General features: G+C 42.5%; 17 protein-coding genes and 2 pseudogenes. 8 read left to right on the top strand and 11 right to left on the bottom strand.

Features of this window, described 5'->3' with window-relative positions; translation table 11 throughout:
• Positions 1–75 precede the first annotated feature (75 nt).
• Entirely contained in the window at positions 76–507 is a 432-nt protein-coding gene (locus tag HWQ40_RS12910) for a hypothetical protein (protein ID WP_292778291.1), read from the bottom strand.
• A 7-nt stretch (positions 508–514) separates the two neighbouring features.
• Positions 515–3,820 (bottom strand): TIR domain-containing protein, encoded by a 3,306-nt coding sequence (locus HWQ40_RS12905; protein WP_292778289.1) that lies wholly within the window; start codon positions 3,818–3,820, stop codon positions 515–517.
• A gap of 219 nt (positions 3,821–4,039) precedes the next feature.
• Here HWQ40_RS12905 and HWQ40_RS12900 point away from each other — a divergent pair.
• Positions 4,040–4,301, top strand: a pseudogene (locus tag HWQ40_RS12900) (IS4 family transposase); the annotation flags it as partial.
• Positions 4,302–4,929: 628 nt separating this feature from the next.
• Here the strand turns inward: HWQ40_RS12900 and HWQ40_RS12895 are convergent.
• Both HWQ40_RS12895 and HWQ40_RS12890 read right to left on the bottom strand, forming a co-directional pair.
• Complete coding sequence (locus tag HWQ40_RS12895; protein WP_292778287.1) at positions 4,930–5,424, bottom strand: hypothetical protein; 495 nt, start codon at positions 5,422–5,424, stop codon at positions 4,930–4,932.
• 356 nt (positions 5,425–5,780) lie between these two features.
• Complete coding sequence (locus HWQ40_RS12890) at positions 5,781–6,881, bottom strand: D-alanine--D-alanine ligase family protein (protein WP_292778285.1); 1,101 nt, start codon at positions 6,879–6,881, stop codon at positions 5,781–5,783.
• Positions 6,882–7,196: 315 nt separating this feature from the next.
• Between HWQ40_RS12890 and HWQ40_RS12885 the strand changes: the two genes are divergently transcribed.
• A complete protein-coding gene (locus tag HWQ40_RS12885; RefSeq protein ID WP_292778283.1) occupies positions 7,197–8,888 on the top strand; it encodes an NAD-binding protein in 1,692 nt (563 codons plus the stop codon).
• Between the two features lie 237 nt (positions 8,889–9,125).
• Here the strand turns inward: HWQ40_RS12885 and def are convergent, their stop codons facing one another.
• Together def and HWQ40_RS12875 are read right to left on the bottom strand one after the other, a co-directional pair.
• Positions 9,126–9,656, bottom strand: coding sequence for a peptide deformylase (def, locus tag HWQ40_RS12880; RefSeq protein WP_292778282.1), 531 nt, complete (start codon positions 9,654–9,656; stop codon positions 9,126–9,128).
• 161 nt (positions 9,657–9,817) lie between these two features.
• A complete protein-coding gene (locus tag HWQ40_RS12875) occupies positions 9,818–11,062 on the bottom strand; it encodes an HhoA/HhoB/HtrA family serine endopeptidase (protein WP_292778281.1) in 1,245 nt (414 codons plus the stop codon).
• A gap of 164 nt (positions 11,063–11,226) precedes the next feature.
• Here HWQ40_RS12875 and dnaA point away from each other — a divergent pair, with 164 nt between their 5' ends.
• From dnaA to HWQ40_RS12860, 3 genes are all read left to right on the top strand, one after another.
• Positions 11,227–12,609 carry a chromosomal replication initiator protein DnaA gene (dnaA, locus tag HWQ40_RS12870; protein WP_292778280.1) on the top strand — a complete coding sequence of 461 codons (1,383 nt, stop codon included), beginning with the start codon at positions 11,227–11,229 and terminating at the stop codon, positions 12,607–12,609.
• A 353-nt stretch (positions 12,610–12,962) separates the two neighbouring features.
• Positions 12,963–13,202, top strand: coding sequence for a hypothetical protein (locus HWQ40_RS12865; RefSeq protein ID WP_292778279.1), 240 nt, complete (start codon positions 12,963–12,965; stop codon positions 13,200–13,202).
• Positions 13,199–13,609, top strand: coding sequence for a putative toxin-antitoxin system toxin component, PIN family (locus HWQ40_RS12860; RefSeq protein WP_292778277.1), 411 nt, complete (start codon positions 13,199–13,201; stop codon positions 13,607–13,609). Before HWQ40_RS12865 ends, HWQ40_RS12860 begins: the two co-directional genes overlap by 4 nt.
• 96 nt (positions 13,610–13,705) lie before the next feature.
• Here HWQ40_RS12860 and HWQ40_RS12855 read toward each other — a convergent pair.
• The 3 genes and pseudogenes from HWQ40_RS12855 to HWQ40_RS12845 form a co-directional block, all read right to left on the bottom strand.
• Positions 13,706–13,825: pseudogene (locus tag HWQ40_RS12855) on the bottom strand (four helix bundle protein); the annotation flags it as partial.
• A 99-nt stretch (positions 13,826–13,924) separates the two neighbouring features.
• Entirely contained in the window at positions 13,925–15,538 is a 1,614-nt protein-coding gene (locus tag HWQ40_RS12850; RefSeq protein WP_292778275.1) for an SUMF1/EgtB/PvdO family nonheme iron enzyme, read from the bottom strand.
• A gap of 336 nt (positions 15,539–15,874) precedes the next feature.
• A complete protein-coding gene (locus HWQ40_RS12845) occupies positions 15,875–16,315 on the bottom strand; it encodes a hypothetical protein (RefSeq protein ID WP_292778273.1) in 441 nt (146 codons plus the stop codon).
• A 558-nt stretch (positions 16,316–16,873) separates the two neighbouring features.
• Here HWQ40_RS12845 and HWQ40_RS12840 point away from each other — a divergent pair.
• Positions 16,874–17,104, top strand: coding sequence for a hypothetical protein (locus tag HWQ40_RS12840; protein ID WP_292778271.1), 231 nt, complete (start codon positions 16,874–16,876; stop codon positions 17,102–17,104).
• A 69-nt stretch (positions 17,105–17,173) separates the two neighbouring features.
• Positions 17,174–18,337: a DNA polymerase III subunit beta gene (gene dnaN, locus HWQ40_RS12835; protein ID WP_292778270.1), complete on the top strand. Its 1,164-nt coding sequence runs from the start codon at positions 17,174–17,176 to the stop codon at positions 18,335–18,337.
• Between the two features lie 235 nt (positions 18,338–18,572).
• Here dnaN and HWQ40_RS12830 read toward each other — a convergent pair whose 3' ends face one another.
• The gene (locus HWQ40_RS12830) at positions 18,573–18,812 is read right to left on the bottom strand and encodes a hypothetical protein (RefSeq protein WP_292778268.1); all 240 of its coding nucleotides are present in this window, start codon (positions 18,810–18,812) and stop codon (positions 18,573–18,575) included.
• 291 nt (positions 18,813–19,103) lie between these two features.
• Here HWQ40_RS12830 and HWQ40_RS12825 point away from each other — a divergent pair, with 291 nt between their 5' ends.
• Positions 19,104–19,529 (top strand): hypothetical protein, encoded by a 426-nt coding sequence (locus HWQ40_RS12825; protein WP_292778267.1) that lies wholly within the window; start codon positions 19,104–19,106, stop codon positions 19,527–19,529.
• An 81-nt stretch (positions 19,530–19,610) separates the two neighbouring features.
• Here the strand turns inward: HWQ40_RS12825 and HWQ40_RS12820 are convergent, their stop codons facing one another.
• Entirely contained in the window at positions 19,611–22,919 is a 3,309-nt protein-coding gene (locus tag HWQ40_RS12820; protein WP_292778266.1) for a GAF domain-containing protein, read from the bottom strand.
• Between the last annotated feature and the right edge of the window lie 145 nt (positions 22,920–23,064).

The raw sequence follows: 23,064 nt of genomic DNA, 5'->3' as shown, positions 1-23,064 counted from the left end.
CGCAGACAGACGATGCGCGTAGCTTACTTCTGTGCAGGAGTCCTACTGTTGCGCTATATACCAGTTGCACAAAATTCATTTTGACTCTTGAATCTTAGTGGTGCAGATACGAATACTTAAGTTAAAACAACAGCCTAAGTACAGCATTTCATTAATTTGTAGCGAATTAAATTTGGCAATACCTTGCAATGCCAATGCATCCCTCTGCAATGCCAATGCATCCCAATACAATGTTAATGCGTCCCTCTGCAATGCCAATGCATCCCAATACAATGTTAATGCGTCCCTCTGCAATGCCAATGCATCCCAATACAATGTTAATGCGTCCCTCTGCAATGCCAATGCATCCCAATACAATGTTAATGCGTCCCTCTGCAATGCCAATGCGTCCCGATACAATGTTAATGCGTGCCCCTGCAATGCCAATGCATCCTGATACAATGTTAATGCGTGCCCCTGCAATGCCAATGCATCCCCCTGCATTAAAAACGCTACGCTTTTACGCAAAACTATACTAAGCCAACAAACGATTACGTTGATTCACCAGATTCAAAGCCGTAAATGGTTCACCGTCAAATTCAATTTGCCTTTTTCGTTTGCCGTGCTTTGCTAGATAGTCAGATACATTCATCCAACGGATTTGTTGGTCTGAAGTACGGATGACAAGCATCACCGGATAATTTTGGCTGTCGGGATGCCAGTATTCAGCGTGGCGTGGTTTAGCGAAAATCTCTTTACCGTCTCTTTTGCGCTTATATAAATACAAGTCTCCAGACTTAAGCTGCAGATAAACTCGCTTGCCACTGGCTTCTCCTTGGTCGTTTTTGAATTCGATCTCACCATCAATGCCCCAGTCAGAGTTTGAGATTTGGCGAAAGATTTGTCCTGCCTCCCCAGCAATCGCATAGGCATGTCCCATCAAAATCAGTTCTCTGCTTTGGTTATCAATCCCGGCTTGGGATTGAGCTTCTAGTTTACGGACTTGCTCTTGGAACTCCGGTGAGGCAAATTTTTCCTCAATTAAGTCCCAAAGGGGAACTCGCTTCTCACAATAGATGCAGGGAATGTCTTTTCTGCCTTCTTCTAAGCGTCTCTGAACCGCTTTGAAATTTTCGACAGGGGTGCTACAGTCGAGGCAAACATAGTGGCGATCGCGATGCACGTCCGTACCTTTTTGAAATAGGTGCTCATGGACGTATCGAATAAATGTGACTTTAGTGTCGATGGGAATTTTAGGGTTACAGTAGACCATTAACTCTGCCGAGCCTTCCCGCTTCTTTGTCAACTTAAAGCCAATTTGCTGACCTGTGGGAGTTTTGAAGTCGGCGGCAAATTTCCAGAGACGGTCATTGTCGAAGGCTGACGTATGATGCAGGCGCACCACCAGGGTTGCATAAATCTCTTCGATCCCCCCCTTAAACCGATAGCTGACGATCGGGGCGGGATGATCTTCCAGGTCAGGACGTTCGCGTTTGAAGAATGAAGGTAATACGAGTTGCGTTCCCTGTTCGGTTTCTGCTCTTAAGCAGATGCCATAATTCACCAGGGTTTGATGCATTGCCCGCAGTACAATGGCTTCGTCGTCAGGGGGTAGCCGCTTCATGTCTTGAAAATCCAAATTGGCGTCGAGGATGTCTCGCTCCAGGATGCAGCCAATTTCTTCGGGGTGTTCGCGAACCTTACGCACCAAGGCTGAGGCATAAGCGTTGATGCGTTCGGGCTGAAGCAGCACAAAATCGCCAAACTCAAGCTTCCAAACTAATCCTGGCCCAGCCAGCAGACCGACAACCGCCCGTAGCTCTTGAATCGTGAAGGATTGATTCGGCAGACGCAGTTCAAACTGCTGCTTGAGTTCCGCCATGCGGAGCAGAACCTTATCTTCGTCCCTCAGCTTGATGATTTCCTCTTTGAGAGTTTTGAACGTTTGGGTGGTCGCTGTCCAGGGGATAGAATCCCAATCGATGTTTTCGATAATGGCCTGGAGCAGGTCGTTGCAACCAGCACCCGTTTGAGCACTGGTTTCCAGGTAAGTGGCAAAGCCTCGCTCTTTTTGAAATTCCTCAATGCCATTTTTGCTGACCATCAAGCCGCCTCGGTCACAGCGACCCGCAACCAGCAGCTTTTTGAAAGCGCGACGAGACGCTTTTTCTAAGTCGCTGTCCCACTGTCCTAGCCCTTCAAAGGGATTGTCTTGCTGGGGATTAAACACCAGTACCGCAAGCTGGGTTTCATCCATAAATAGTTGATGAATAAGGCGATAGTCGGGCTGTCCGGCAAAGTCCCATAGCCAAATCTCGCGGGCGGTATTTGAGGTGTTGGTGTCTTGGGATAGCTTGAACTGAGAAGCCCAGTGAGCATCAGTGGAGATTGTCGGTTCAAAGGTCTTACGGGTGAGGCGCAGAGCTAGCCCAGATTTGCCGACGCCGGTATCTCCCGCCAAAATGACTTTGGCATTGGTGTAGCGCGTTGCGAGAGTGGCTTCGCTCCAACTATCAGGCTCCGGTAGTTGCCAAATCTTCAGCGTTCCTGCCGAACTCGATATAACGGTCTTGCCATCGGGAGTAATAGCAACTGCGTACACCCTATCCGTGTAGTCTGCAAACGTGGCTCGGCATTGTCCAGTAGCTAAATCCCAAACCTTAAGGGTCTTATCGGCAGACCCGGATACAACGGTCTTGCCATCGGAAGTAATAGCAATTCCGTTCAGGCTATGCGTGTGGCCTTCAAACGTAGCTCGGCATTGTCCACTAGCTAAATCCCAAACCTTGAGGGTAGCATCGTCAGACCCCGATACAACCGTCTTGCCATCGGGAGTAATAGCAACTCCGTACACTATATCCGTGTGGCCTGCAAACGTGGCTCGGCATTGTCCACTAGCTAAATCCCAAACCTTGAGGGTATTATCCTTAGACGCCGATACAACCGTCTTGCCATCGGGAGTAATAGCAACTCCGTACACTATATCCGTGTGGCCTGCAAACGTGGCTCGGCATTGTCCACTAGCTAAATCCCAAACCTTGAGGGTATTATCCTTAGACGCCGATACAACCGTCTTGCCATCGGGAGTAATAGCAACTCCGTACACTATATCCGTGTGGCCTGCAAACGTGGCTCGGCATTGTCCACTAGCTAAATCCCAAACCTTAAGGGTCTTATCGGCAGACCCGGATACAACGATCTTGCCATCAGGAGTAATAGCAACTCCTAACACTATATTCGTGTGGCCTGCAAACGTGGCTCGGCATTGTCCACTAGCTAAATCCCAAACCTTGAGAGTATTATCCTCAGATCCTGATACAACGGTCTTGCCATTGGGAGTAATGGCTATGTATATAATATCACTATCTTGTTTAAGAACTATTGGCTCCTGGATAATAGAGTCCATTGACAGAGCAGATTCTGATGGCTCAACTTCTCGCCCTCGGCATGTAGCTAAAAGCTTGTCGTAAGCCTTATCCGATGTATTGCGCCAGTCGATGTAGAGAAACTGGGCAATAATGTTGGGCCGTTCACAATCAGCAATCAAAATGGGAATGAAGCGACGTTGGGTATTGGTAGGATCGCGAAATAAAAGTGATAGGTGTTCTAGCTTGCCCCACTCAGATTTAAAGTAGTTAGGCGACATGCACATCAGCAGTGTGCGTGACTGCTCTACTCCCTGCTGAATCTTGAGCGGTATTGAGTCTCCCGGTTCAATCACCCAGGCATCAAGCCATACCCGGACAGCATCGTTCTTTAGCCTCTCTGCCAGGTTATGAACAACAGCCTTATCTCTTGTGCTATAGCTCAGGAAAACATCAAATGCAAACTTATTACTCATGGCTCAACTGGGCAGCTTGATAGAACTATCATCATGATGTTTGTTCTTTTACCAATGACAAAGCTGGTTCAGCATTTCAACTCTCCAGTGCTGAAGCACGATTTTTACCAACCCAAAGATACGGCTCCTGCTTAAACTGCATAAACAAGACCCCATAGCAATAGCAAAGTTCCAAGAAAAACTTGCTCAATATTTAACAATAGCACGAGTGGCTGCTGCACCTTGATTGCCATTGCCGTTGCTCTGGTTGTCGTGCGTGAAGGTCGGCGCAAAATGCTCGACTGGCATAGTCTGCGGTGATTAAGTTTTTTACAATTAGGATTAACGCGAAATTGAACGTTTATGTTATCAACGCCTCCCAATTCCCTTATTAGCTACCTTACCTCGAAAGAGTCCTCCACCTGCCACTGCTTCACTAAAAAAACGATCGCAGATAGAGCAACAAATTGAGTTCTCCCGTGTTACTGTCTTCTCAACTTGAGACTCCGAAAACTTTTCTGCACCACTAAGCTCCTGAATTCTGAATTCTGACTTGTGACTCCTGAATTCTGTTTTGATAAAAAGAGAGTGGGAGGAAGCATATCAGTCAGCTTTCAAACTCCCACTCTACCATTTGCTGCTGAAGTGAACAGGAATGTATACAGACGTTACCCGCTATTTGGGGGCTAATGCGTAGTTCAACAACAACGCCTGCACGCATTTAATATTCCTGTTGCAGCAAATGCCAAACCTGATTATTGAATTTATTTACTGAGATAAATACTCGGCAAATAATTATTATAGATAGCTTTTTGTTTTTGTAAATCACTTAGTAAATAGTGTTTTACAAAAGGAATTTGCTTAGGTGGTAGTCCCTGATAATCAAACCCTTGAAGTCGTTTATCTTCATACAATTTAACTTGAATAATCAAAACCTGGTTGCCATTTTGGCAAGTTTTTAAATTTCCTAATTGCTCATATCTAACTTTTTAAAAGCAGTTAAACCGCTATATAGCAAATAAATGATTCGTACATAACAAGATTCCCGACTTCTTAGAGAAAGTCGGGAATCTAAACCAAGCTAATTGGCAAAAAGTGTTAATTTAACGGGGTTTTACTTTACCGTAGTATTAATACTGGCGTAAAATGGCAGACAATGAACTATTTTTACGAAGATCCATCAAGTCTGCTAAAGGTTCTGTGCGCGTATCCAGGTGGTGCTTGTGTTCTGCTGGTAGAACAGTTACCAGATGCTTTGTTTTAGGTTGCATCTGCATAAGGGGCATTAGTTGTGGCTGTGCCACAAAAATTGGCTGACTCTTGGGAAGATGTGGTTCCAATTTTTGGTAATGCTTCTGTGCCAAGCGTACCTGATGGCGATTAACCTGTTTTTGAACTTTTTGTGGTTGCTTTGTGCGGTTAAGCACTCGGAAAATCAGCAAGGAACCACCACCACAGCTGAGAACGATCGCAGCAACCAGCCATAAAGGTGTAGGATTGCTATTCTCAGAGGGCGGACTGATTGGTTCTTCAACTATAACTGGGATTTTTTCTGGTTCTTCTTGTGGCACGGAGCCAGCATTACCTAAGCTATATAAGGCAAAGGCGCCACCTCCCAGAAACATGGCTAAACACCCAGTCAACAATAGCCAAGGATGATGTGCAACCAGATATATCAGAACATTCGAGCTGTTTCTTAGTCTCGATTTCCTGTTTGTCAGCTCTGGAGTAGCCCTTTTTAAATGGGTTCGCTCGCGCTGTACATTCTGACTTTTTTCCATGATTACTTTCAGATTTGTACCCCTCTAGTCAATAAATTGTACTGGAGGAGTCAAGCATCAGGTATCCGTAACAAAGTTCAGATTTTAGTAGCTTTTTTGTAAAACAGATGCTACAAAATCTGGCTAAATTTTGCGAAAGTTCTGTATTTATTGTGACTTTTTACCGTAATAATCGGAAATCAATTCGTTTATTTCCTTTCTCAGCTAGGAGAATGCCTTTCAAGAGCAAGTTGAATTAACCGATCGACTAATTCTGGAAAGGGGACTCCGCTATGGGCCCAGAGTTGGGGATACATACTCGTCGCAGTAAAGCCTGGCAACGTATTGATTTCGTTAATAAATACTTCTTGTGTTGCTTCCACATAGAAAAAATCTACCCTTGCTAACCCAGCAGCGTCAACAGCGGCAAAAGCTTGCAAAGCCATATCCTGAATTTGACGAGCGATCGCCTCTGGAAGCTGTGCAGGAATCAGTAAATCTGCCCGACCCTCAGTATATTTAGTTTCATAATCATAAAAATCGCTGTCATAAGTAATCTCTCCAATGACAGAGGCTTGGGGTTGATCGTTACCTAAAACGGCACACTCAACTTCTCTAGCGACGACACCAGCTTCTACAACTAGTCGGCGATCGTAACTGGCAGCACTATCTAAAGCAGCTTCTAATTCTTGGCGCGATCGCACTTTGGCAATACCCACCGATGAACCCAAATTCGCAGGCTTGACAAAAGCTGGATAACCTAATGCTGCCTCAATTTCATCACATAGTTTCGGAAATACGCACGGATTAGACCAAACCTGCGTTCTAGTTACCGCTTTGTATTTTACCTGTGGTAGTCCCGCTTGCTCAAAGGCCATTTTCATGGCAATTTTATCCATTCCCATTGCCGAACCTAACACCCCAGAACCGACAAAAGGGACTTGCATCAAGGTGAGTAACCCTTGAATTGTCCCGTCTTCACCATTGGGGCCGTGGAGAATGGGAAACCAAACGTCTACTTGGGCAACTTGAGAGGGAGATTGCCAATTGCTCAGGGTTTGGGCTTGAGGGTTGAATGTCAGATTTCCCTCAGAAGTTGATTCTTCCGATTCTAGTAGCGGACTGCCGGTTGCTAAAACCTTTTCGGGTGCTTCTCCTGCCAGCCAGCGGCCATCTTTTTGGATGTAAAAAGGCAGTATTTCGTACTTACTAGCATTTTCCTCTGCACTTAAGGCTTTAGCGATCGCCCGTGCTGAGTTGATCGAAACTTCATGTTCTCCCGAACGACCGCCAAACAGTAACCCTACCCGCAGCTTAGTCATTTTCGGCTCCTCCACACTTCTCAAGCAGATAGCGTATCACAACCTACAAAAATTGCCATATTTTTCTATATTATTTTATATCCCCATCTGAAACTCTCTGCTCTACGAGACGCTGCGCCGAGCAAGATCCCTGTAAGGGTACAATTTTGAATTTTGAATTTTGAATTTTGAATTTTGAATTTTGAATTGTTATTGCCTCCTGCCTCCAATTAAAACAATCGTGTTGTCAGCTACAGTAATATTCCAGGAAAATGGGCAACAATATTGATAACTAACTAGAAATGCAGCCCTACCTGTAAAAGATGCTGCCGTTTCATGAAACCCAGAATTATTGTTTGTGGCTTAGGACGTACCGGATATAAAACCTTTCGTCTGCTGAGACATCAGGGAGCCTTCGTTGTTGGCATTCATCACCAATCTATCCCTGGCGAAACAGCAGGAGATGTGATTGTTGGAGATTTACAAGCAGCTTCTACCCTGACAGCAGCAGGAATTCAACAGGCGCACACTTTAGTCATCGCTGGATCTAAAGATGCTCTGAATTTATCTATTATGATGCAAGCGCGGGTGCTGAATCCCCAGATTCGGATTATCAACCGTTTTTATAATACAAATTTAGGAGAGCGCCTAGATCAAAGTTTGCCAGACCATTTGAGTATGAGTGTTGTCGGATTAGCAGCACCCGTATTCACCTTTGCAGCGCTGGGAAACCGAGCGATCGGACAAATCAAATTATTTCAGCAAACTTGGCCAATTCACGAAGAATACATTGATGAAAACCACTTTTGGAAGGGTCGAAAGCTGAGTGAATTGTGGGAAGACCGATCGCGGATGCTAATTTATTACTTACCAGTCAAAGGTGAGATGGATTTGGTATCAGCTGTCATATCTGGCCAAGAGATCCAAGTAGGCGATCGCTTAATTATTGGTACACAACCCCGCATCCGTTCTCCCCGGAGATCGTTGATTAGAAAACTGCTGAAAGTTATGACTAATCTTAGGCAGTTTCAGGAACACGGGCGATCAGTAGTGGTGGGTGCTATTGCACTATTAACAGTTATTGCGATCGCTACATTCACCTATATGTCGGCTGAGTTGAGTTTGTCTCCTGTCGATGCTCTATATTTTTCTGTAGGCATGATTACCGGAGCCGGTGGTAATGACAAAGTAGTAGAAAATGCTCCTAACAGTATTAAGTTATTTACTGTTGTGATGATGCTGATTGGAGCAGTGGTGATTGGTATTTGGTATGCCATGCTCACCGATTTTGTCTTAGGAAGCCGCTTTAAGCAATTTTGGGATGCAGCCCGAATTCCCCAGCGATATCACTACATTGTCTGTGGCTTGAGTGGTATTGGAGTGAGAATTGTCCAGCAACTCCACGCCAGTGGATATGAAGTTGTAGTAGTTGAACCCGACTCCAACAACAAATATATCAACACCGCCCGCGAACTGGGTATCCCCGTCATTCAGGGCGATGCCAGTTTCCGCACAATACTCAAAGCCAGCAATATAGCCTCTGCCGCCGCAGTGATTACTGTTACTAGCAATGATGCTACCAATTTGGAAATTGCCCTCAAAGCCAAAGGTTTGGCACCCAGTATTCCGGTGATTGTTCATTATGCCGATCCTGATTTTGCTGGCATAGCACAACAGCTATTTGGCTTTGAGGCCGTACTGAGTCCGGCTGAACTGGCAGCGCCAGCTTTTGCTGCTGCTGCACTAGGGGGACGTATCCTGGGCAATGGCATCACAGCCGATAGTCTTTGGGTAGCTTTTGCAACTGTGATTACAGCTTCACACGTCTTTTGCGGTCAGTGGGTAAAAGATGTAGCGATGTCTGCTGATTGTGTACCTTTGTACGTAGAAACAAATCACCAAACCCTTCATGGTTGGGATTTATTAGAAACTAACCTCAGTGATGGTGATGTTTTATATATGACTATGCCAGCAACACGGCTATATCAATTATGGCGGGGTGAACGAGTTTGCGAATCACACGCTTAAATAATTCGTAATGACGCTCCTGCGTCGCTACCGCTGCGCTAACGTAATTCGTAATTCGTAATTAATATACTACTTCCCACTCCCCACTCCCAATACTGTTCGGTTCAGGCAAGAGACGCGATGAATCGCCGTCTCTACAATAACCAGTCTTTTGTAGAGACAGCGATTTATCGTATCTTTGTGATCTAAAATTTTCATCAAAAAACCTTAACTGAACCGTATTGTTCTCACTCCCATTTATTTGTTAACTACTCGTTCTTGGTATTCTTGCTCAGTAATCATATCGAGAGTGTTCTCTAGGCGATCTACAAATACGATACCGTTAAGATGATCGTACTCGTGTTGAAAAATCCGAGCTATAAAATCGGTTAATTCTTGTTTTTGTAAGTTGCCTTGAGAGTCAGTATATTCCACCTCAATAGATTTATACCGAGGAACTAACCCCCTAATTCCTGGAACACTTAAACAACCTTCCCAATCTTTGACAACTTCAGTTGAATGAGCAATGATTTGGGGATTAATCATCGCAGTAGGTTCCATTTCCGGGGCGTTGGGATACCTGGCATTCGGACGGGAAGCCACAATAAATAAACGATAGGATTGTGCTACTTGAGGCGCAGCAATTCCCACGCCGTTAGCCTTGGCAACAGTGGCGATCAAATCTTCAATTAATTTTTGGATCTGCTCATCTTGAATATTCTCAACCCAAGCAGCTTTTTGGCGCAATGTTGGATTGCCTAATTGAATTATTGGCGCTAATTCAGTCATGATAAAACTCCTTTTAGGAATGGGGAATTGGGCATGGGGCATTGGGCATGGGGCATTGGGCATTGGGCATTGGGGGAGTGGAGTATGTCAGTTGTTTTTCAAATGACAAATGACAAATGACAAATGACAAATGACAAATGACCAATGACAAATGACAAACATCATCCTTCACGTCTGACGGGCAAAGGAGCAGGTTGAACTCCTACTTGGACAATTTGCCCATTGCGTTCCACTTCTATGGGTAATTTAGTACCGATTTTGCTCTTTTCTACTAGCTTTTGTACTTCTTCAATTTTAGTAACAGGCTGGCTATTAATGCTTTTAATCACATCACCGACTCGTAGCCCAGCTACAGATGCAGGCGATCGCGGCACAATGTCAACCAGCAAAACGCCTTCATCTGCTGTAAGATTTAAGCGATCGCCTGCTACTTTTTTGATTCTTTCTTTATTTTCTGGTGTCAATGTCACCATCTGCACACCCAAATAAGGATGATCCACTTTACCTTTAGCTATTAATTCCTGGGCAATCCTTTGCACGGTGTTAATGGGTATAGCAAATCCCAAGCCTTGAGCGCCTCGGATAATCGCTGTATTCATTGCAATCACTTGACCACGAGCATTGAGCAATGGCCCACCGGAATTACCAGGGTTAATCGCAGCATCCGTTTGGATGTAATCAACCCGCTTGTCACTAGCACCGATCTCGCTACTAGAACGCCCTGTAGCACTAATAATTCCAGAAGTGACGGTATTATTCAAGCCTAAGGGATTACCAATGGCAATTACAGCCTCTCCTGGTTGCAAGGCATCGGAGTTACCCACAGATAAAGTTGGCAGATTGTTGGCATTAATTTTGATCGTTGCCACATCCGTTACTGGGTCTTCACCCAAAACTTTCCCATCAAAAGTCCGGCCATCTTTGAGTATAACAGTTACTCTATCAGCACCATCTACCACATGGGCATTGGTAACAATTTGACCAGAAGAATTAATAATAAATCCAGAGCCACTACCGCGCTCTACGCGTTGTCTAGGCTGTGGAGTTCCCTCTCCAAAAAACCGCCGGAAAAATGGATCGTTATTAAATTCGTCTGGTACGCGAGAAGTGATTGTTCGGGAAGAATCAATACGAACTACCGCAGGCCCCACCTGTTGCACTACTTTCACGACAAAATTAGGATCTCCAGATGAAGAGAAAATCTGTGGGGGGACAATTACCGGATTAGGTACTGTTGTGTTTTGGGCTTGAGTATCGCTTTGCTGATTATCAATGGTCTTAGCAGGTAAAAGAGAGCAGCTTCCCAGGAACACCACTGCTACCCCGTATGAGAGCATCCACAACCTCTGGGGTAAACCCCTGGTTTCAATCTTTTTGGGTGCTGAGTGATGGTTTGTTATCTTCATGTGTCGTTGCTTCTCCGTGTCAGTCAGTGGGTGTTAGGATCTTGCCTACTGGGTATGTCCCAAAATGATTACAACTTAAAAGCTTATTTTAGGTCTAGCGTGTCTCAATGCTAAATTAGTGCTTTCTCTTCTATTGTGACGATTAGCAGCAAAGGTGGTGGATAATGGAAATTCCCATAGAAAATCTGTGGAGTCAGGTACTAGAGCGCCTAAAGCTTGAACTATCCCGACCTACCTTTGAAACTTGGATCAAAACTGCTAGTGCAGAGCGATTAGAAAATAATTGTTTGGTTATCTGCACTCCTAACCCATTTGCTCGTAATTGGTTACAGAAGTATTACATCAATACCATTGCTCATGTAGTACAAGATATTCTCGGTCATCCTGTGGGAATTTACATTACCGTTGCTCAAGGTGATGAAGTTTCTCATTTTAGTGAACGCGAGGTTGCTTGGGAATCACCAAATTCCAGCAGTATTTCTGAAGCTGTTGTTAATCATAATCATAAAACTACTGACTTAAACTCTAAATATGTCTTTTCACGATTTGTAGTTGGTGCTAACAATCGGATGGCTCACGCTGCTTCTTTGGCAGTTGCAGAATCTCCGGGTAAAGAATTTAATCCTTTATTTTTATGCGGTGGTGTCGGCTTGGGTAAAACTCATCTTATGCAAGCTATTGGTCATTATCGCTATGCAATTTCTCCTAATTGTAAAATATTTTATGTTTCTACTGAGCAGTTTACTAATGATTTAATTACTGCGATTCGTAAGGATAGTATGCAAAGTTTCCGAGAGCATTACCGAGCCGCTGATCTTTTATTAGTTGATGATATTCAGTTTCTTGAAGGGAAGGAATATACCCAAGAGGAATTCTTTTATACTTTTAATACTCTACATGAAGCTGGTAAACAAGTTGTGATTGCTTCCGACCGTCCCCCTAACCAAATTCCTAGCTTGCAAGAACGTCTTTGTTCTCGGTTTTCTATGGGCTTAATCGCAGATATCCAAAAGCCAGATTTAGAAACGAGAATGGCAATTTTACAGAAAAAAGCTGAGGATGAAAATATTAGTCTTCCCCGCGACGTGATTGAGTATATTGCTTCTAACTATACTTCTAATATTCGAGAATTAGAAGGAGCTTTAATTCGGGCGGTGGCTTATATTTCTATTTGGGGTTTACCGATGACGGTGGAAAATATTACGCCAGTTTTAGAACCACCTAATGAAAAAATGGCAGCTACCCCAGAAGCAATTTTAAAGGTTGTAGCTGATAATTTTGATGTTTCAATAGATGACCTCAAAAGTAACTCACGACGAAGAGAGATTAGCTGGGCGCGTCAATTAGGAATGTATCTCATGCGCCAACACACAGCTTTGAGTTTGCCGAGAATAGGCGAGGAGTTTGGTGGTAAAGACCATACAACGGTAATCTATAGTTGCGATAAAATTACCCAACTTCAGGAGAGCGATCGCACTTTAGCACAAACAATCCGCCAACTGAGCGATCGCATCAATATGACTAGCCGTTCTCAAAAACCATCCTGAAGATGTATTGTAAGTTTTCCACAAACAGGAGTCTGAATTATGAGCTTTGACGGCTGAAGAATTAGTCAAGAATATTAAGTAACGTCTAAAAATTGATTAAATTTCACTTCGATTGTGGAAAAAATCTTACTTTTTGTGGAAAAATCTGTGGAAAACTTAATATTCTACTGTTAAAACTTAATTAAGTATAATTACCTTGTGGAAAAATATCAGAGTTTTTCCACAAGTTTTCCACAAGGTAAACTTGGTAAGGGGGACGGCGTTAGAATAAGGAAAACAGGAAGCTTTGTTATTGTCTCAGTACCCCTGTGTTCTACCATCTCCAGTTTAGTTTTTTAAGCCAGTGAGAAATTATGAACGCTTACAAAAAATACATTACTATTACAGATCCAAAGCAAGTGATCTTATCTGATTTACCTTTTCAGGTAGGACAACGAGTAGAAATAATTATTTTAGCTGAGGAGAATACCAGAGCAGAAATTAGTAAAAAACTGAGAGATTTATTTGATAAAACACAGTCGCTACCAAAAGTACAAGATATTACCGAAGCAGAAATAGCAGCAGAGATTGAAGCTTACCGACGCGGAGAATGAAAGTTGTTGTTGACACGAATGTTTTAGTTTCTGGTGTCCTTAAGGGTGGAGTACCAAGAGCAGTTATTCAGTTTATTTTTGATAATCCCCACTGGGAATGGATTGTTTCTGAAGAAATTGTAGGGGAATATAAAGAGGTGTTAAGTCGGCCTAAGTTTAAATTGACAGATGAAGTGAGAGCGTCATGGTGTGAAATTATTGATACATTTCCAACACTAATTGATGTAAATGTGGAAATTGATTTTCCTAGAGATAGAAAAGATGCAAAGTTTTTAGCTTGTGCTTTAGCAGCCGAGGCAGATTTTTTGATTACGGGTGATTCTGATTTTAATCACGCGCAAACTTTGGTAAAGACAACGATTATTTCTGTGTCTTTATTCAACAGGTTAGTTTGCGATTCGATGTAAATGGAGTGAACTCAAACTCTGAGGGAGCGATAACCAGGATGCGCGTTGGCAGAAAGAATACGCACCTATCTAATTAATAGGTACACTTAAAGCTGATAATTGTGTAATTATCTGATTTCCCAGTAAGAATTTATGATCTTTGGGCAGACGATTTAAAATTGGTACATCCCACTTGATCAAATCGTATGTTTTCTGTATTATCGGTAAATCACTCATTCAAAATTTAGCTAAAAAAATTTTATCGCGCAGAGCGCGAGAGAGAAAAGAAGGGAAAAGAAAAAAGCGAAGAGTGCAAAAGAGCAAGAGTGTAAAGGGCTAATAAGTCCTGAGGGGAGCCGCAACCACAACCCGAAAACCCACGAGGTCGTACCTACCGTAACGCGCGTTCCTGTTGCGATCCGCCGAGCGGCAGTACCCCGAATTGTAGTTCCACGAACCACCACGCAGCAGCCGGAGATCACTTTCACTCATCCAGGGGCTACCGTCTGCTGGTGCTCCATTATAATTTTCGTGCCAAGCATCCTGACACCATTCCCATATATTACCATGCATATCAAATAAACCAAAGGGATTTGGTGGAAACTTTCCGACATCTGTTGTTTGCTGACGAAATTCGCCCTTTGACCCAGCACCATAAGTATAGTTACCGTCATAATTCGCCAAATCAGTTGTAATCGTCTCACCAAAATAAAATGGGGTAGTCGTTCCCACACGACAGGCATATTCCCACTCTGCCTCACTAGGCAAGCGATAGGTTTTCCCAGTCTTCTTAGACAATCTGGCACAAAACTCAATTGCATCATCCCAAGACACTTGTTCAACAGGGCGATTATCACCTTTGAAATTGGATGGTTCGGGATTTAAATCAATATTTACCTTTTTCAGTCCGGCTACAATAGCCCATTGGCTTTGTGTAACTGGATATTTACCCATGAAAAAGGGTTGAATGATAACAAGGTGCTGTGGACTTTCATCACTGTCTCGTTCTGGCTCATTCTCTGGGGAACCCATTAAGAATTTCCCACCAGGAATTGCAACCATTTCCAGAACTACGCCATTGCCCAAATTTTCTGTAAAAAGCTTTGCTTCCTGTTCTTGCAGAAGTTTTTCTGCTTGCCGTTTTTGATACTCTACTTCTTGCTCTTTCTCTAAGCGAACTACATCTTCATCTCTAAGTCCATAGTATTGTTGTAATTTCTTTAATTCATTTTTAGCTTTTTCATCCAATGGATATCCATGTCGATCTAGAAAATCTGGCAAGAATAGCCTGTATTTGTCTATATTTTTCTTATATATACCGTAAGGCTCTAATGCTTTCTCTCGGATTGCACTGGCTTCTAAATCTGTTAATCCTAACTTTTCCTGTAAATCTTTCAATATTTCCGATTCTACAAGAGAAATCTCCCCATCAGACGCAAATTCTTCAGCCTTCTGTCGATACTCAACTATGGCGGCTTCCCTAATTTCCCGTTTTTGTTGACGCTCCTTAATTAGTTGTTCAGCAGCAAATTTAATTCCTTCAGCTACATTCGTAAATGCATCGTCTTGATTATTCCAAGACTTAACAGGTTGGGCATTTTTGGGCAGAGCTTGTAGTCTAGCAAATGGTGCTGATTGCCAAGAAACATTTCGCAGAATAATTGGAATGACGCAAGCCTCTCCAGCTTCGTGGCGTTCTATTGCTTTGGTAACTTCAATATCCCAGCAGTATTTAGAATATATAAAGTCTGAACTGACGAGCAATAGAATGATATCGGCTGTATCCAAATTTTCATTAATCTGCTGATCCCATTCTCTTCCAGGTGGTATCTTGCGATCGTGCCAAGTTGAAATTACACCTTGCCGTTCCAACATAGTCAGGTGTTTAGCTAGTTCATCCTTCAGGGGTTCGTCGTTGTGAGAGTAGGAACAGAATACTTTGAGCGACACCAACGATACCTCTTGCGTCTTTAGGAGTAGGATAAATTAGGCTTTTCACAAATTATAGTATGTTTGCATACTACACCGGGCGACTGGAAGTCGCGGCTACACAGACTTGTGTTGAGCGGAGTCGAAATACAAAACCCGCCTACGCGGGTTAAAAAGCTTTAATTTTTTCGCCTCGTTCCCAGCCTCCAAGCTGGGAATGTATTCCGAGAGGTAGAACCTCTCGTCAAGCCTACTGGAGGCGGAGCCTCCCAGAATGGGTTCCCAGCCTCTAGGCTGGGAACTAGTTATTTTGTGTCGGTTCAGCTTAACTTAGTACCGTTCCCTATTGGATTTTAGCTAGCTGACGATCGCAGCCGAAGCCCCATTCATAGATCCATTTACAGAAGAAGGCTGAACAGAATCCGCTGCTAAAGGATTGGTGACTTTGGAATTGTCTACTACGCCTCGCTTCTTCTTGGTATTACCTCGTCGCGCACCACCCGCCATCTCGTATTCCTGGCTGGTTTTACCGTAACGGCTGCCAACTCCTAGTAACATTTTTTCTGACATGGTTATTACAGCCTGTTCTGCGTTATTCACATCATCTGTAAGTTTGTCAATGGTAGATAACGCAGTGTTGTAAGCAGCAAGCTTAGACCGGAGATCGTTAATTGTCATATTATAAGCTTGTATAGTCAGTCCTTCCCCAAAGTCAAGTTGTACGCTGATAGATTGTAAACTTTCAATTCGGCGATCGGCTCGTTCTAAAACGCTGGAATTTCTTTTACGACGTGCCATAATGCATCTCTGCTACTAGGTTAATAGTACTGTTTTATACAAAAACATATTTGATGTCATCGGGAAATACTACAAATAAGTTGTGTAGGCGTAGCCCATAGTAGACATCGTATCTCCCATAGCTTAGTTAATTTTACGCAGATTATTTTTAATATTCAGGTAGCAAATAAATTCATAAGTTAGTTACAACAAATGCTACAGTGATTTAAGCATTTCTTATATATGGAAGAGTATGTGTTGCAAAGTATTAAGCCTTTGCAGCAACTGCTTATATATTTTTTGGAAAAACTTAAGGGTTTCTTATATATGAAAGAGTATGTGTTGCAAAGTATTAAGCCTTTGCGGCAATTGCTTATATATTTTTTGGAAATGTTTAAGGGTTTCTTATATATAAAAGAGTATTAGTTGCAAGTGTTTAAATTGTTACAGTTTGAAGCATAGGAGCGTAGGCGTAGCCCGTCGTAGACATCGCTTTTGCCTGTTGTCTAACAATAAATCTTCCCTTGAACCCTGTTAATGTGATAAATGAAGTCCTGTTGGTATTAAGGCAGATAATTTATGACAGCCAGAGAGCAACTTATTCAGGAAATTGAGCAAGTTTCAGATTCTCTAGTGGAAGAAGTGTTAGACTTCTTGCTATTCATAAAAGGTAGACAGGATCAGAAAAATTCTACATCTGATGGTGAGCAAAGCCAGCCATCTGAGCAAAGCATTCTAGAACGCATGGGAGGAATTCCCCAACATTTGCTCAGTGTTGGTAATTTGTCAGACCGAGTTTTCTACCCTTAAGCAACTTCGTCAGCGATCGCCTATAAACATAAGGATGTTAGGATATCTTTCACAAGCTGCATCTGACTTATGAAATTAGTTTGCTCCCAAAGCGATCTCAGTACAAACCTCTCACTCGTTAGTCGTGCAGTACCTTCACGGCCAACTCATCCAGTACTTGCCAATGTGCTGTTACAAGCGGATGCTGAAACTAACCAAGTAAGCTTAACAGCCTTCGATCTCAGCTTGGGAATCCGCACCAGCTTTAACGCAGAGGTATGGCAAAGTGGTGCGATCGCACTTCCTGCTAAGTTACTTGTAGATATCACCTCTCGTCTTCCAGAAGGCGAAATCACTCTAGACGATGAATCAGCCCTCACAGGTGCAACATCCGGTGGAGAAGGTTTAATTGTCACGCTCACACCTAAGAGTGGACATTACCAAGTCCGAGCAATGGGGCCGGAAGAATTTCCCGAACTCCCTGTAATTGAAAATACAGAAGTAATCCATCTCACCACCACTGCATTAATTGAGGGATTACGCGGTTCATTATTTGCTACCAGTGCTGATGAAACCAAGCAAGTACTCACAGGAGTACATTTAACAGTTAAACAAGATACCCTAGAATTTGCAGCTACCGACGGACATCGCCTCGCAGTAGTAGAAACTAGCAACGAGCGTCCTCTAGGCGGAACTAGTCAAGTAGAAGTAACAGTACCAGCTAGAGCATTACGCGAACTCCAACGAATGTTAGCTCATAGCGCCTCATCAGATGAAGCTGTAGCTTTATATTTCGATCAAGGTCAAGTTGTGTTTGCATGGCAAAATCAACGCTTGACTAGTCGCACATTAGAAGGGCAATATCCTGCTTATCGGCAATTAATTCCGCGCCAATTTGAGCGACAAGTGACAATTGAACGGCGACAATTCGTCAGCACTTTGGAGCGGATTGCTGTATTAGCAGATCAGAAAAACAATATTGTCAAGATTAGTATTGATAGCGAAGCTCAAGAAATTACCTTATCTTGTGAAGCTCAAGATGTGGGCAGTGGTAGAGAGTCGATGCCAGCACAAATTTCTGGTGAAAATATTGAGATTGCCTTTAACATTAAATATTTGATGGAAGGCTTAAAAGAGTTACCATCTTCCGAAATTCAAATGCATTTAAATCAAAGCCTAACTCCAGTAATTTTTACACCATTGGGTGGTTTGAAAATGACCTATTTAGCGATGCCTGTGCAACTTAGAAGTTAAAAAAAATGGTATAAACTCAACAAATGCTTTAACAGTTATCAGTTATAGCGTTTGTCAGTTGAGTTCAATACAGACCTAACCCCAACCCTTCCCTTATAGAACTACTTGTGTCTACACCGTAGCCTTTTAAGAGAGAGGAATAAAAGTGAGGTCAAAGTGTATTGCATACAAATGAGCGTAGACGCATTCGCGGAGCGTCTCGTAGAGAAGCGGCTTGTCCTCAGACATTGCTATATCAGTTATCAACCTCTTCATCAGTAACTGATAACTGTTCACTGTTCGCTGATTTAAAGTGTCGTCTATCCTCAATTAATTCCTGTAACTTTCCTACTTCCTCAACTGTATAAAACGTCTGATTTGGTTCAGATGTAATTTTATCCATTAATGCGTGAAAAGCCTCAGTATCGTTACGATATTCTAACAGATAAGCCTTCAACTGAGACTTGCTCATCGCCGCAAAGTTGGGTTTTGTCATTCGTCGTATCTCCATCTGCCATCGCGTGTAATTAATATACCCGTTTCCTCTCCAGCCAGAATGTAAATTTTACCAGTGCGTTCATCGATTCGGACTATAAAAATCGGCAAAATCAACCATTGTCAGATGAAACTGTAATGCCATAAATAATGTTAATAATTTCAGGTAAACTGATTATTATCAGGAAAGCGATTCTAACTATTGTTTTATTTACAATTGGAATTTTTACATCTTCAATGTGAGAGCCAAGTAATAGCTCAAAAGAATCAGACAAGTTCTCAAGTCTCACCTATGAACGCAGAACCAGTACCAAATCCTGAAGATACTAAAGGCCAACTACCTCCTGTAAATAATGAGCCGTTACCAAATTTTTCAGTTCCAGCGAATCCTAATGGAGATATCGGTGAACAAGTGGCGGCTGAAAGAGCACTCAAGATAGTAATAGGAAAACGCTTTAACGCAAGTAACTCAAAAGTTATAAAGTCTAGTTTAATGAGTTATAAAGAAGCTCGAAAACTAGGTTTAGAGCCACTAAGAGAAGACCATCCACTCATCAATACACAGGTTCGGTTAGTGGAAATTTCGGGCACTTTTCAGGTAAGGGATCGTCCCTCTCGCCAAGGAGTACCAACATCCACTCTGACTTACACAAAAGGTTATATTATTTTAAGAGCAGCAGATGGTTTACGATTAAGTGTCATCCTTTTAAAGGAGTAAATTAGTTATAGGCATTCACCGATGATCTAGCTAAGTTTAGAATCTGTCATTTATATAGCCAACCTACGCGAGTTGATGGTGCTATTTGCTAATTTGTTTAATCGGAATTTCAATCCAAAATTCTGTACCCAACCCAAGCTGAGAATCACATCTAAACACACCACCGTGTTTATCTACGACAATCTGGTAACTAATTGATAACCCCAAGCCAGTACCTTTTCCCACTGGCTTAGTTGTGAAAAAGGGATCGCAAATTCTTGCTCTGAGAGCTTCGGGTATTCCTGAACCATTGTCTGCAATGCGAATGACTACACTCTTGACATTGCCTTCAAGTTCTCCAAGAGCAGTACGGATAGTAATTTGACTGCTATGAGATTTTGATTGAGATTCCGTGTAATCTTCTAGAGCATCGATCGCATTGCTTAAAACATTCATAAATACCTGATTTAGCGGGCCAGCATAGCACTCTACTAAAGGAAGGTTAGTATATTCTTTGACTAATTTTATCGCCGGACTTTCTGGTTTTGCTTTTAAGCGATGCTGCAAAATTAGCAAGGTGCTATCAATGCCCTCATGAATATCAACTGGTTTTTTTTCTGCTTCGTCAAGGCGAGAGAAATTCCGTAAACCCAAGACAATCTGCCGGATGCGATCGACCCCAATTTTCATGGAAGATAGAGTTTTGGGCAAATCCTCCATGATAAATTCTAAGTCGATCTCGAAGGCGCGATCGCTAATTTCAGGACTAGGGTTGGGGGTATTTTGTAAATAGAGTTCTAGTATACTGAGTAAATCTTGGGTGTAATCATTGACATGATTGATGTTGCCATAAATGAAGTTCACGGGGTTATTAATTTCGTGAGCCACACCAGCTACCAGTTGACCTAGTGAGGACATTTTCTCAGTTTGGATCAGTTGGGTTTGAGTTTGCTGTAAATCATGCAAAGCTTGAGCTAGCTTTTGCGTCTGCTCTTTGGTTTGATTATGTAATTGGGCTTGTTGGAGTGCAACCCCAAGTTGATTGGCAATTTGAGTAATAAATTTAATTTCTGAGGCTTCCCAATGGCGGGGTGCAGAATTCTGGTAAGCTGCTAATAAGCCCCATAGCTGTTGCCCGATAAATATAGGTGCGATCGCATATGCCCTTGCTTGAATTTGCTCTAGTACTGCTACATGGCATTGAGAGTGACCAGCTTCATAAATGTCATCAACTGCAAAGGTTTCATTGTGACGATATCGCCCACCTTGGGTTTCCTGTAAATAGCTATCTTGCCAAACTGTCTTGGTATCTGAACCTACTAACTTTAACCAGTTATCAACCACAAACTCGGCGATATATTCACCACTCCAATCAGCCTCGAAGCGGTAGACTGCAACTCGATCCGCTTCTAGTGATTTACAGATTTCTTGGGTGGTTGTCTGAAAAATCGCATCTAGGTCAAGAGATTCCCTAACTTTCGCCACAACTTCAAACAATACCCGTTGTTGTTCTGCTGCTTGTTGCAAATCTAATGTCTGTTGTTGTGTCTGAGAGAGTAAATCAGCTTGCTGGAGTGCTACGCCCATTTGGGCGGCAATCTGACTAAGAAAGTTAACTTCAGAAGCTTTCCATTGCCGAGGACCAGTGTGTTGATAAGTTGCTAGTAAACCCCAAAGTTTTTGCCCAACAAAAATCGGCGCAAGCACAAAAGCGTGAATTTGAAACTGTTCTAGATTGTCGATATGACACTGAGCAAACCCCATCTTGTAGATGTCATCGACTGCAAATGTTTCATTGTTGCGGTAGCGTCCTCCCTGTGTATCTTGTAAGTAGGTGTCATTCCAAATTGTATTAATACCTAGTTCCGACTCATTCGACCAGTATGGACTAGCAGCCTCGAAATCCCCGACAAATTCACCACCCCAATTAGAATCGAAACGATAAACAGAAACGCGATCGGCTTTGATTAATTGACAAACTTCTTTAGTTGTGGTTTGAAAAATAGTATTTGTGTCCAAAGATTCTCGAATCTCAGCAATAACTTTAAACACAGCTTGTTCTTGTTCAGCTGTGCGTTGTAACTCAACGGTGCGTCTTCTAACTTGTTTTTCTAAATTTTCATTGAAGACTTGTACTTGTTGGTGTAGTTCATACTGCTGAACTGCAGAAGCAAAGTGTTTACTGAGGTTTCTAGCCAATTCAATCTCTTCAATTGTCCATTTTTGAGCTTGTGCTGTTTTAGATTCGCGCCAAACCTCAAAGGATCGTCGGGCATACAGTTGTCTTTGATCGCTGTTATGCTGCCCCGCCCATAAAGTTTCTATGTCTACTTCATTGCGGAAAATACTTAAGTAGCCCAACAACTGCTGACGATACTGGAGTGGGATCATCAACACGCTGCGAATTTTAGTTGGTTGAAAAGCAACTTGCAAACTTCGCAAGCCAGGAGTGTTATATATATCTGCAATCGCCCAAACATCGTAGTTAGTAAACTTGTAGTGTTCGTGCCAGATACTATACTGCTCGATTAGTGGATATATAGTTTGTTCTGGCATTACAGGTTGCTGTCCACAGATATAAAGCTTGATACAAGTATTTCCTGGTATTAAGCATTCTGTTAAGCTGGTGACGTTGCCATTGTGGAAATCAAGAGCTTCATTTCTAATGCAAAGCCTGCCACCAACGCCATTAAAGGCAGCAACAGCCGCTTCTAGAGCTGGCTGTAAGACAATTGTCGGCAGTGAATGTAGTAGGGTAGCAATGCGGTTAACGATCGCTTCTCGTTCGGCTGTTTTGCGAACTTGAGTGTGAAGGGTACTTTGAGCGATCGCCATTGATAGCTGCTCGACTACCATTTGTATTGCTTCTAGTTCATATTCGGAAATCAAACGCGCTTCAGTATTATGAGAAACCAGCAGCCCCCAAAGTTGATCTTGATAGAGAATAGGCGCTACTACGGAAGATTTTACCCCCATTGCCGTCAAATATTCAATATGACAGGGGTCTACAGGGCGGTAACGAATCTCCTCTGATATCGTTTCTCCATTATCCAAATCACGCAGATGAATTTGACCAATCTCTTTAGTATCAACATTCACAACCGAACGCACCCGTGATTTGATAAATAGTTCACGGGCATAGGATGGGATGTCATCGTAGGGAAAATTTAATCCCAGTAGCGACGGCAAACAATTTTTATTAATCGATTCAGCAATCACTTGACCACTACCATCAGGATGAAATTTGTAAATCATCACTCGATCAGTTTTTAATAGTGATCGCACCTCTACCGTTGTCACTTTGATAATTTCTTCTAACTCTAAGCTTCGTCGGATACGGTTTGTAATGCGGCGTAGTAAACTTTCTTCATCGCGACATAAGGGCAAATCTTGTTCAGGATTGGAGGTCATTGTTATAGCAAAATAAATTAATAATTTGAAAACTGACATAATTAAATCTAAAGACATTTTGAAATTTATTTCATCATTTTGTCTTCAGTAAAACTACGGTCAAATCATTAATAAAAATATTTTTTTGCCTTTTATCAAAATTCAC

Origin of the sequence: Nostoc sp. NMS9, from assembly GCF_017114995.1 — a bacterium.
GTDB lineage: Bacteria > Cyanobacteriota > Cyanobacteriia > Cyanobacteriales > Nostocaceae > Nostoc.
This window is presented reverse-complemented; position numbering and strand designations above follow the sequence as displayed.